Source organism: Nonomuraea sp. NPDC049504 (assembly GCF_040676845.1).
GTDB lineage: Bacteria > Actinomycetota > Actinomycetes > Streptosporangiales > Streptosporangiaceae > Nonomuraea > Nonomuraea salmonea.
The window spans coordinates 1-11,927 of the sequence record NZ_JBFAPT010000065.1 but is presented as its reverse complement, the minus strand read 5'-3'; the positions used below and the strand labels follow the sequence as shown (position 1 = coordinate 11,927).

The following is an 11,927-nucleotide window of genomic DNA, read 5'->3' as shown; positions in this document are numbered from 1 at the left end:
TTGGAATCGTTGCTACGAAGGATCACGCGATGACCGTTCTCATTTCACGACGCCACACCTGCTGACCAGGTCAAACTCGTACACCACTTCCGTGGACGCAACCCCGCGCACCGAGGCGGTCGTAGCGGGTTGTCGGCCGCGCGGATGCCCCGGTATTAGGGGCTGGCCTGGGAGAATGCCTGATAGACATCCCATGATGCTGGCCGCCGCACGGCCGCATGCAGGCACTCTTGGCTGCCTACCGAGGTCCGGAAAGCAAAAAACCTGCGGCTTTGAAACCGCAGGCCAGGGCCAAAATGTGGCGATCTGGGTGAGTGACCCCGGCAGGCTTCAAACCTGCGGCACTCGCTTTAGGAGAGCTCCAGCAACTGCGGGTCCAGATTGTCTACAGATGTGGGGATATGTGGGCGCGCTCGACGTTCATCGGGATGTTTGGAGTGCGTCTCCTGCGGGTCGCGGCACGGTGGGTGTTCAAGCAGGTCGGCGCAATATTGGTCGCAGAAAAAACAAGGCGCTCCCGCTCTTCATGTGCGGTTCTCATGACCTGGTTGGATGACTTGATGCCGCGTCGCGGACGGCGTGATTTCGGTGTAGGCGGCCCCGTCCTACGCTGCTGGATTCCCCCAGGTACTACGGCTGACTGGATGCGTCAATGTGATCGATGTCACACACGCCCCTTGGCCTAGTAGGGACCGTTTCTACAGATCGACTGACATGCGGTATCCATCGCTGTGAATTGCGCAAGTGGCATTCCGTAACGTTCAGGGCGAATATCTGGACATTGACCGCGCCGCGATCGTCTATCAGGATCCGAACTGATCGTCTTTATCAACCCCTTATGACGTGACGCGACCTCTTCCCGAGGCCCGCGTCAGCGTGCCCTGAAGAGGTGACGACATGCGAATCCGGCGTCGGTTACGGACGATGGTGCTGGTCATCGCGACCGCGATGGCAGTGGTGATCTCCGGCTTGGGGATTCCTGACAACCTCGTTGTTCCGGCGGCGGCGTCGGTATCAGGTCCAGATCCGGAGACGTCGGTGGACGGCCGGCCGGTGACGAAGGCCAAGGTGGCTAAGGGGGCGGAGGAGTCCCAGCCGAAGGTCGAGCGTAAGGAGCCGGTCTGGCCGAGCCCGGGAGTCGCCGAGGTGGATCCTGGCGAGAAGGCGATCAGGGCGGGCCAACTGCCGGTCCGGCTCTCCGAGATAAAAGGCACCGATGCCGGCACGGTGAAGGTGGAGACGCTGCCCGCCGATGCCGTACGCAAGCTCGGCGGCGTGGGCGTGGCGGCCCGGCTGACGGCCGATAAGGCTGGCAAGGTACGGGCGGAGTTCTCGTACGCGAGCTTCCGCGACGCCTATGGCGGTAACTTCGCGACCCGTCTGCAGCTTCTGCGAGTGCCGGCCTGTGCGCTGACGACTCCGCGGCCGCGCGACTGCGTGGTCCGCCCGCAGCAGGTCAAGGCGCACAACGACGTCAGGACCGGCACGCTGACCGCCGACGTCGATGTCGACCCCGCCGCCGGCAAGGCGGCCCCGCTGACGCTGCCCAAGAGCCAGACGGGCAAGGACGCCACGCCGAACGCGGCGCAGGCGTTCACGTCGGGGTCGATGTACATGCTTGTGGCCGGCATGACCGGCCCGGACGGGAACTTCGGCGCCACCGACCTCAAACCGTCGGGCACCTGGCAAGCGGGCACGTCGGGTGGCGGTTTCTCTTATGACTACCCGCTGCCGGAGGCGCCATCACCGGTGGGCACCGGGCCGAACCTGTCGCTGCAGTACGACGCCTCGTCGGTGGACGGTCAGGGCAACTGGACCAACAACCAGTCCGGCGTGACCGGGATCGGCTGGAACCTGTCGAGTGGGTTCATCGAGCGTAAGTACCGCCGTTGTACGGCGTGGAACGAGTTCGACCCCAACACGGCCGATCTGATCTGGTATGCCAACGAGGACGGACCGTTCAGCTCAGCGGTGTGCTGGGAGTCGCCGGACGAGGCCGACAGCAGCATCCCGGCCGCCAGCAAGGACTACACCCAGTCGGAGCTGGTGCTGAACCTGGCCGGCCGCTCAGCCTCAATCGTCAAGGACCGCACCAGCGGGCTGTGGAAGACGGTACCCGACCTGGGCTGGAAGGTTGAGCAACTGACCGGCGGCGCCGACGGCTTGGAGTACTGGAAAGTTACCTCCAACGACGGGCAGGTACACCGCTTCGGCTACACCAAGGACGCCCAGTGGCAGTTGCAGTACATCGGCAACCAGCGCGCCGAGCCATGCGCGGACCGGTACTTCAACGACATGATCCCGCCAACCTGCGCCGGGGTGTGGCGGTGGAACTTGGACCAGTCGATCGACGCCAACGAGAACGTCATCGACTACACCTACCAGCGCGAGACCAACTACTTCTGCATGCCCGGCTGCGACTACGAGACTTATCGGGTGCTGCCCTACGATCGGGGCGGCTTCCTCAAGCAGGTCAGCTACGGCCACAACACCCAGGTGACCGGCAGCACGCCGACCTCGCGGATGACGTTCACCACCTCCGACCGCGGCGGCCTGGACGTGCCGACCGACCTGACCTGCACCACCACCTGCACGACCAACGACGCGATCGCGTTCTACTCCACCCGCAAACTCGACTCGGTCCTCACCGAATCCAAGAACCCCACCTCCGGGGCCTGGGAGCCGGACACCCGCACCGACTTCCGCTACCGGTGGATCTACACCCGCACCGACTTTGGCCCCGCCTACGACCCAGTGCTGTGGTTGGGCAGCGTGCAGCAGACCGGCTTGGCCGGCGATAGCCCTGTCATGCTGCCGCCGGTTGCCTTCGACGCGGCCATGGTGGCCGGGCGGATGGACTACGACAACTGGTCAGACTGGGCCGACTTCCTGTCCTGGCGCATGGTTCCCCGCGTGGCCGGGATCGGCAACGGGATGGGCGGCCGGATCGAGGTCACCTACGGCCAGGCCGACCCGTGCGGCGGCGGCAAGGGCCGCGACGGCACCAACTACTTATCCGACGCCACCGGCGACTGCTACCGCGTCGACTACGACGCCGACCCGGAAATCGGCTACGAAAGCTGGGCCCGCTTCTACAAGCAACTCGCCATGAAGGTCGTCGAACGCGACCTGGTCGCAGGCTCTCCCGACATGGTCACCAGCTACGACTACCTCGGCGCCCCGCGCTGGACCAACCCCGTGGCCTACGCCCAGCCCGACCTGGCACCCGGCAGCAGCGACTGGCGCGGCTACCAGGCGGTGCGCACCACCCGCGGCTCCGGTGCCGATGCGAACGATTACAGCGTCACCTCCGAGACCTTCTATCGGGGCATCGACGGCGCCGCCATCACCACCTTCGAAGGCGTCACCATGACTGACGCCCGCGCCTTGCAAGGTCAGCTGTTGCAGACACAGACCTGGAAGCTGACGAGCACAAACCCGCCTTCTTACTCCGAGCTCAAGTCCGTCCGCTACGAGTACGAGGTCAGGTCTACCGGCAGCGGTCCTGGCGTGCTCGATCCAGCCTTCGTTTTGCAAACTCGTGAACGGTCGCGCGAGCAGGTCACGGGCGGTGGTTGGCGGTACACGGACAAGAGGATCGAATACAACGCCGACGGTTTGCCGGTGAAGGTAAACGACCGGGGTCAGGACAATGTCTCGACAGACAACTCCTGTACTGCGACGACGTATGCCCGCAACGTCGAGGGAGGCCAGTACTTCACGAAACTCCCGTCGACAGTCGAGCGTCGAGCAGGTGACGACTGTGCGACCGGCGCTCTCTACGGCAAGTCAGTCTTTCTCTACGACGGCGGATCGAACCCAGCGGCCAACGCGCCCAGCGACGGGAACGTCACAGAGACCCGTCTTCACTTCAGCGCCACGGGTACCTCCGTTTCCAAGGCAACTTTCGACGAGTACGGGCGCACACTCTCGACCACAGACGCACTGAACAAGATCACCACCACGTCCTATGACCCGCCTGTCGGGTGGCCGCTCAACGGGGTCACGACGACGAACCCCCTGGGGCAAAAGACAACGACGAAGTACGGGCACCGCACCGGCATGGTGACTTCGGTCCTCGACGCCAACAGAAGATTGACCGAGATCGACTACGACAGTCTCGGCCGGTCGGTCAGGTTGTGGGCCACAGGAGAGCCGAGAAGCGGTGGGACACCCACCGCCACTGTTGCCTACGTGATCCCCGTCGCAGGTACCGGTAGCCAGCCGAACGGTCCCATCAAGACCGTCATGCGGCAGTTGCTAACCGGAGCCGGAAGTTCGGCGAAGTACACCGAGTCGCACACGTACGAGGACGGATTCGGCCGGGTCCGTGAGGTGCAGACACCGTCACCCACAGGGGGCCGCACGGTAGCGGTCACGGCCTATGACCCTCGGGGCCTGGCCTACGTCAAGGCGCTGCCGGTCTACAACGGAGCCTCCCCCGGCAGTGGGTTGCTCAACCCGGTATTCGAAAGCCTGCCGCAGTGGACGAAGACGCTCTACGACGCGCTCAAGCGCCCGATCGCCAGCATCGACATGAACCTCGCGGTCGAGTTCCGGCGGACCCGAACCAGTTATCCAGGGATGGATCGCGCCGAGGTACAGCCATCGGTGGGCGGAAAAGTGGCGACCGTCCTCGACATCGCAGGACGTACGGTCAAGAAGGAAGAGTGGAGCGACGCCTCAACGCACCACGACACGACGTACACGTACAACCTGGCTGGAAAACTGACCCGGCTCACTGACGCCAACGGTAACATTCGCACTTTCTCCTATGACTGGCTCGATCGTCGAACCGCAACAACCGCCCCAGACAGCGGTAGCACCTCCACCGGGTACGATGCCGCCGGACGGATCCTGTGGAATGTGGATGGGAACAACCAGAAGACCTCCTACACCTACGACGACCTGGGCCGTAGGAGGACTCAGTGGGCTGGAGAAGTCAACACAGGCGTCAAACTGGCCGAATGGGTGTACGACACACTCGAGGAGGGCCAGCTCTCCTCCAGTACCCGCTACGTCGGCGGCCAAGCCTATGTCAAGGCTGTCACCGGATACGACAGTTCTTATCGCCCTACCGGCACCAAGGTGACCATTCCCGCCGTTGAGACAGGGATCGCGGGGGAATATGCCTTCGCTGCCACCTATGACAAAGCTGGAAACCCGCTCACGCGCACTTTGCCAGCGGCAGGGGGGCTTCAGGAGGAGACGCTCACCTATGGCTACTCGGACCTGGGGCTGCCTACGGGACTTTCATCGGACCTGAACGGCGGCACAGTCTATGTCAAGAACACCTCTTACAGCTCCACCGGCCGCATCGCCGAACGCTCGTATGGATCCGACGGTGAGGTGAAACGGACCTTCGCTTGGGATCCCGAGACCGGCTGGCTGAGCCAGCTGACCACTTTCACGAAAGCGAACACATCGAGCCCCATTACTGCCCAGGATGACATTTTCAGCTATAACAAGGCCGGTGAGATCACGCGCGTCCTTGACGCCACGTCGGCGGCCGGAAGCAGCCCAGGGCAATCGGAGTGCTTCGGCTACAACGGTCTGAGCCGGCTCACGTCGGCCTTCACCACCACAAGGGCTGACTGTGCCGCAGGCTCTGATGGACAAGGCATCGACCCCTACCACCATGCCTATGCGTACGACGCTGTGGGCAACATCACGTCCCTGGTCGATGGAACGGAAACTGCTACCTACCAGTACCCGGCGCCCGGATCTTCGGCGATACGTCCTAACGCGGTCACCTCCATCACGCGGCCATCCAGAACTGACACGTATTCGTATGACAATGCTGGCCAACTCATCAGCCGCACCGTCAATGGCAAGCAGACAACATTTACCTGGAGCCCGACGGGGCAGTTGGAAAAGGCCACTGTTGACGGCTCTGACACCTCCATGGTCTATGACGCCGACGGCGAGCGGCTGATACGGCGTGAACAAGGCGGCGCCACTCTTTATCTGGATGGAATGGAGGTGCGCACCTCCGGCGTTACAAAGGCGACGCGCTACTACGTCTCAGCCGACGGCGCAGTCATCGCCATCCGCACCACCGACGGGTTCCACTGGGCGGCCTCAGGCTTGCACGGCTCAATGCAGTTGGCCATTGACGGCACCACCGGCCAGGCCGCCCGGGAACGCTATCTGCCCTACGGCCAGCGCCGTGGCGGAGATGATCTGCCCTTCACCGATCGTGGCTTCTTAGGCAAGACGGAGGACTCCGCCACCGGGCTGAGCTATCTATCCGCGCGCTACTACGACCCTTCTACAGCGAAGTTCTTGTCTCCCGATCCCAAGTTCGACACCGAGAATCCGGAACTGACGAGCCCCTACGGCTATGCGGCCGACAACCCCGTCGGCCTATCCGACCCGGACGGTCTCGATGTTGATGCGGGAGGCGGTAGCGGCAGTTATGTGTCTGCTATCGAGATCATCATCGGAGCGCTCCCGAACGAAGCGGTAAGGTCCAAATTCATAGAACGTTGGCGCGCCCGCGCCCCAGACCACTTCAAGAAGTACTCCGATGCATTGAAGGATGATCGCCTCAGGACACAACAGGAATTCTTCCTGGCCATGTCTATCTGCGAGGAGATAGGCTTCACATCTTGCGGAAAGAAGGCCACCGACTTCTTCTTCAATGGAATCTGGGCGCGCCACGATCTTGATGAGCTCATGGGTAGCGATAGGGGCAAGGTTGGTGGTAAGGCCAGCATGTTCAGTAGATTCCGCATAACTCCTGGAAAGGGGTTCAGGGTAGACGTGCCGAGCGCGGCCGGCGGAAGGAGCTACATCACCTACGTGATCCGCAACAGTAAGGACCAGATCGTTTACGTAGGCAAGGCCAGCGGCAAGGGAACGCCCCAGCAAGTGCTTAACGCACGCTTCAAAAAGCAGAGGTCCGGGCATGATCATTACCACCCAGAGTTAGGTGACAAGGCGCCGGAGATTATCGACGTATATGCCTCCAGGGATGCCATGTCCGGCGGCGAGCAATTCTACATCGAAGCTTATCGAGAAGAGGGCGCGCGTCTCAGGAACAAGATCGAGGGTATGAGCTGGGACCGCCCGGATCGCCGCAAGAGGTCACTCACGAAGCTGGACGCGTTCTTCCTTGAGAAGATGTTCAGAGGGCAGATAGAGTAGAGCCGTGGAAGTATTTATCAGCTGGCTGGGCGATGCGAGTGCTAGCAAAGCCGATATCGAAGATCTGATCGAGGGTATCCTCGGCGAGCAGGGTGAGGTGACGGGGGGAGGCGAAGGTGACACCGGCGGAAATATCGACCTAGAGATATTCGAGGATGCCGACACCGACCGACTGATGTCTGAAATCGTCCAAGCGATCTCGGACCACCTCCCGATGAACGCCTCTTATGTCCTTGCCGACGACGAGGAGAGGCATTTGCTGCGGGACCAGTTGCCAGGCGCACCCCAGGTGCCCATGCAGCTACAGGCGGCCAGCGAGGGTATATGCGGCGGTCTCAACCGGGCACTGGAGGCCGCCGCCCGAGCCCGAGGAGAGGCCATGCCCTTCAAATGCTTGTATGGCATGGTGGTAGGCACGACAGTGGTCTCCCAGTTGGTGGGGCGCCTCCCCGTTCAGACAGTGCGAGAACGACTCGAATCCTGGGTGAACGGCGAGGCCGCTGCCATGATCAAGCAACCACTTGATCTTGTCGGCGCCACCGCTTGGGAGGCTCACTACAACGGTTCGCCTCTTCTGCGCGTGCCTATTCCGTGAGTATGGGGCCGACGGCGCCTGACTGGGGTCGCTCTGGTGGATGAGACCGGGCCCACATCCTTGGGACGCGGGCCCGGAGCTCGTCGGGCGGGAGGTGCCCGATGGCTGAGTGCAGGCGGGTGGTGCTGTACCGGGCGACCCATTCGGCGACGGTCAGTTCGACGTCGGCCAGGCTGCGCCATGGACGGCAGGGTGAATCGCCCTGAGCTTCCCCCGTTCTCCGGACACTTGACCTGAGGTCATCCTTGAGGTCTAGGTCGGCCAGGTGCATCGGGGCAAGGTCGTCACCGTCATCCTTGAGGAGCCCCAACTGCGGGTGCTGTTCGCAGGCGGGCTGCTGTCGGTCATCGCGCACCGCCTCCAAGGAGGGGTCTGTCCAGTAACCGGGCTCTGGCCCACTTTCGGTGGCGACGGAACGTGGCTAGCCGAGCAGGATGGGGTGGCGAAGGTGAGCGAGCCCGGAGCGGCCGTACATCTGCCGTTTGAGGAGCTTGGTCTTGGTATTGACGCCTTCGGTACCGCCGTTGTGGAATGGCGGGCTTAGCCTCGATTCTTCAGCGGGATGGGTTGTGTGAGGGGCTCCGCGGTTTGCCCGTAATGTCCCCGACGCGGTTGGGGTGGGCCGTCGCATGACACTGCGGGGGCGCCGGGTTTCACGGGCCCGGGTGAGACTCCTTTCTGGGTCGTTGCGGTCGGGTCCGCTTCTCAGGCGAGAATCGTCAGCACTTCCTGGGTGTTGGCGCACCAGCAGGCCAGCGGATGAAAGCCGTAGGTTCTCTTGAACGTGACCGCCGCGCCGTTCTTATCGGAGGCGGAGGTGATGACGGTGGCATCGATGTCGATGACGATCCAGCCGCGGAGTCGCTTGCCGGCCACCGTCAACCAGGGGAAGCCGCCCGGGCGTAGATGCAGGAGTTGCCAGACGCGGCGGCGTACCCTCGCCCGCATCTTGGCGATGCGGACGAGCATCTGCTCGTCCAGACCGGCCAGCATGCGGTGGGTGGTGGAGTCCGACGGCGCCGCACCGAACAACGCCGTCTGGTGGGCCTGCAGCCGCTCTGCCTCCAGCACGCTGCGTGCGCCGCACACGATCGCGGCGTCCAGACCGACCAGCACATGCGCCCGGTCGCGCCGGGTCGCGCTCTGCCCGTCCGGCCACAGTCCGCCGAGCATCTGAGTCAGCCCTACCCGATCGGCGAGCTTGTGCAGCAGGACCGCGCCGGCGTGACCGACAGGTTGAGCTGGTCGGCTGAAGTCTTCGGCTGGAGGTTGATTGTCCCGCTGTGGTCAGCGTGGGTACCCGGCTGTCGCGCCGGGTGGGCGGAGTTCCACGGGCCCGTGGGTCTCCTTTCTTGATCGTGGGATGGGTTGGTGCTGGTCAGGTCGGCGCTGGCAGAGCGTGCAGGCGTGCCAGGGCGGTGATGATCTGGTGGGCCCAGGACCATCGCGCGGTGATGCGGAGATGCAGGCGGCAGCCGCCGTGCACCAGTCGGCCAGCGACCGCGAACAGGCGCAGCCGCAGGCGTTTGGGCTCGTAGCGGCGGGCATCGGTGCCGTTCAGGGCGAGCATCTGCATCCACGCTGTGAGTTCGCAGGCCAGAGCGACGATCTCGAGCCAGATCTGGTTTTGGGTGAGTCGTGCAGGGGCAGGTTGCGCAGGCCAGTGTCCTTGGCGGTGCGGATGCGGTCTTCGGCTCGGGCGCGGCGGCGGTGGCGTAGTTCCAGGTCGGCGAGCTGGCCGCCGGGGGTGCCGGTGACGAAGCAGGTGAAGCGGTGCCCGTCCAGATCGGTGAAGCGCAGCTGGGCGCCGGGGTGCGGGCGTTCCTTGCGGGCGATGACGCGCATGCCGTTGGGCCAGCCGGTCAGGTCCAGCAGGCCGGTGAGTTCGGCGACCCAGGCACTGGGCCGGGGTTGGCGGTGGGCGTGCACTCAACTCTCCTGCTACCTTCTGATTGTTTTACGTCACCGAGAGTGACATGATGTGGCGTCGTGATCGGGAGGGAGATGCGATGCCACGTTGGGCGTTGATTGCGACTGGGATGTTGGCCGCGCTGTTGGTAGCCGGTCCCGTGCGGGCATCGGAACGGTCGTGGAACGACGGGTACGGGCGGCTCGGGGATGTCGAGATCAGCACCAACCGTAAAGATGTTGCACTGTGTGATCGCCTCGATGATGAGAACAAAGTGGCCGTGGAGTATCAGACGACCATCGGTCGGACGATCCTCCTGCAGGCCGGGCCGAAGCGTGGATGTGTGTTGGATTCGGTGTTCTTCGGCTCCATCAAGCGGGCCAAGTTCTGCTACGGCCCGGATGTCGATCCCGAAGGTGGTTCGTTGCGCTGGTGCAACTCGGCTCGCAGCTTCTGAGAGCAAGGCTCTGATCTTCCGTGAACGATTGGAGAAAGCGGCGTGTTGACCGGAGTCGCTTCTCGTGAGTTGCCGCAGTGGTCTCGTCAGCGCAGCCCTGGGCTTGCTGCGCTGGCTGTGCTGCTGGTGCTCGGCGGTGCCCTGGCGTCGATGATGCTGGTGATGCGGGCCGATGAACGTATGTCCGTCATCCGTGTCACCGGGCGGGTCGGCGCTGGTCAGCCCTTCGGCAGCGGCGCGTTGCAGGAGGCACGGATCGCTGACGACGGGGCCACGTATTGGCCCTGGTCGCAGCGTGATCAAGTGGCAGCGGCCGTGGCGACGGTTACGGTGCTGCCGGGGACTCTGCTCACTCGCGCGATGGTCATGGGCGGTGACGGTAGGGCGGGCGCGGGAAAGGCCGTCAGGGTGGGGTTGGCGTTCAAGCCGGGCCAGGCTCCCTATGACTTGCGGCGAGGGGAACGGGTTCAGCTCATCCACGTGCCTGGCCGCAGGAGCGGCTCCGGGGGAGCGGTGGTCATCGCCGAGGAGGCGATGGTCGACGGCGTGAGCTACACGTCCGGATCGGCCGGCCAGGCCACGGTCATTGTCGACAGCGTGGTGGCGCCCGTAGTCACGGCTCACGCCGTCAGCGGTGAAATCGCCATCGCCGTCATACGCGCCACCCCCTGACGACAGGCGTCCGGAGGTGCTGGCGGCTGCCGCACGGTACTGGGCAGACCGGGTCGTTCGCGTACACAGGTTGAATTCGTAGAGGCAGTCATGGGTCTGCTGGGATGTCGAGGGTGAGCCCAGTCTAGGTCAGGCAGCCGGTGAGCAGGTGCGGTCGGGGCTGGATCTTTCTCAGCTTGCGTTTGACGATCCGGACCAGGCCGGGCAGGTCGGTGACGGCGAAGTTGGCCAGGGCGCGGCGGAGTAGGGACCAGACGCCCTCGACGGGGTTCAGCTCGGGCGCGTAGGCGCGTAACTGCGGCAGATTACGCCGGCCATGTTGACCCGCCCCGAGCCCATGCCGCGTACCGTCACCACCGGACCGGCGCCGAGGCGCGCCCCTTCGGCGGCCTCAACGGCACCGGGCGTGGCGTACGGCGGGAGCTGAGAGGCTGGAATCGAAAGGGCCGGGCAGGCCGCGCAGCCGGCTGAGCGAGGCGCAGGTGCAGCGGCTGGAGGCGGCGTGGGACGCCGGTCCTGCCGTCTGGGGTGGCACTGGCGAAGATTGCCGCCGACGAACTCGGCATCACAGCGGGCATCAAATGCTTCACCAGTGGCGATCTGAGCGCCTGCGGAAAAACGGCACTGAACATCCTCGGCTCACTCGCCGGTGGTCTCGCGGGCAAGTTGGCCGCGAAATACGCCTTGCCCTGGAAGTGGAAGAAGGCCTATGAACTCGGAAAGGGCCGTCTGGAAACACGCCGGCGACGCCATCAGCGCCTTCAAGAATTGGCTCGCCGCCGAGGACAAACTCAAGATCGCAGGGCGAGCGCGAGAAAACGCCCTAAGGCTCTCGCAGCGGTATGCGGACGGAACAGTTTCGCCCCGGGGACCGCGGTCGTCATGGCGGACGGAACCGAAAAACAGATCGAACAGGTTGAAGTCGGGGACAAGGTTCTGGCCGCTGACCCGGCCACTGGAAAGGTCGAAGCCAAGCCGGTCGTGGACACGATCAGGGGTGAGGGCGCCAAGAACCTCGTCCAGGTGACCGTCGACGTCGACGGTGAAAACGGAAACGCGGAAGGCGTCATCGTTGCCACCGACGAGCATCCCTTCTGGGTCGAGACCCTCCAAGACTGGGTCGCGGCGACAAGGCTCGAGCCCGG

Annotated in this window: 6 protein-coding genes and 2 pseudogenes; 5 read left to right on the top strand and 3 right to left on the bottom strand. The window is 64.0% G+C overall.

Annotation, left to right across the window (positions count from 1 at the left end):
* The first annotated feature begins 924 nt into the window (after window positions 1-924).
* Window positions 925-7,149, top strand: coding sequence for an RHS repeat-associated core domain-containing protein (locus AB0K28_RS51235; protein ID WP_364385850.1), 6,225 nt, complete (start codon window positions 925-927; stop codon window positions 7,147-7,149).
* A gap of 4 nt (window positions 7,150-7,153) precedes the next feature.
* Window positions 7,154-7,744 (top strand): hypothetical protein, encoded by a 591-nt coding sequence (locus AB0K28_RS51230; RefSeq protein ID WP_347624688.1) that lies wholly within the window; start codon window positions 7,154-7,156, stop codon window positions 7,742-7,744.
* On the opposite strand, the gene AB0K28_RS51225 is transcribed toward AB0K28_RS51230, so the two are convergent.
* From AB0K28_RS51225 to AB0K28_RS51215, 3 genes and pseudogenes are all read right to left on the bottom strand, one after another.
* On the bottom strand, window positions 7,734-8,015 hold the full coding sequence (locus AB0K28_RS51225) for an integrase core domain-containing protein (protein ID WP_364385853.1): 282 nt from the start codon (window positions 8,013-8,015) through the stop codon (window positions 7,734-7,736). The two genes, AB0K28_RS51230 and AB0K28_RS51225, sit on opposite strands and share 11 nt — an antisense overlap.
* A gap of 434 nt (window positions 8,016-8,449) precedes the next feature.
* A pseudogene (locus AB0K28_RS51220) lies at window positions 8,450-8,962 on the bottom strand (transposase); the annotation flags it as partial.
* Window positions 8,963-9,122: 160 nt separating this feature from the next.
* Window positions 9,123-9,661 (bottom strand): annotated as a pseudogene (locus AB0K28_RS51215) (transposase); the annotation flags it as partial.
* A gap of 92 nt (window positions 9,662-9,753) precedes the next feature.
* On the opposite strand from AB0K28_RS51215, the gene AB0K28_RS51210 reads away from it, so the two are divergent.
* The 3 genes from AB0K28_RS51210 to AB0K28_RS51200 form a co-directional block, all read left to right on the top strand.
* Entirely contained in the window at window positions 9,754-10,110 is a 357-nt protein-coding gene (locus AB0K28_RS51210; protein ID WP_364385847.1) for a hypothetical protein, read from the top strand.
* A 117-nt stretch (window positions 10,111-10,227) separates the two neighbouring features.
* On the top strand, window positions 10,228-10,782 hold the full coding sequence (locus AB0K28_RS51205; RefSeq protein ID WP_364385844.1) for a hypothetical protein: 555 nt from the start codon (window positions 10,228-10,230) through the stop codon (window positions 10,780-10,782).
* Between the two features lie 528 nt (window positions 10,783-11,310).
* Window positions 11,311-11,927, top strand: a 617-nt coding sequence (locus AB0K28_RS51200; RefSeq protein WP_364385841.1) for a Hint domain-containing protein, incomplete at its 3' end; no start/stop codon positions are given.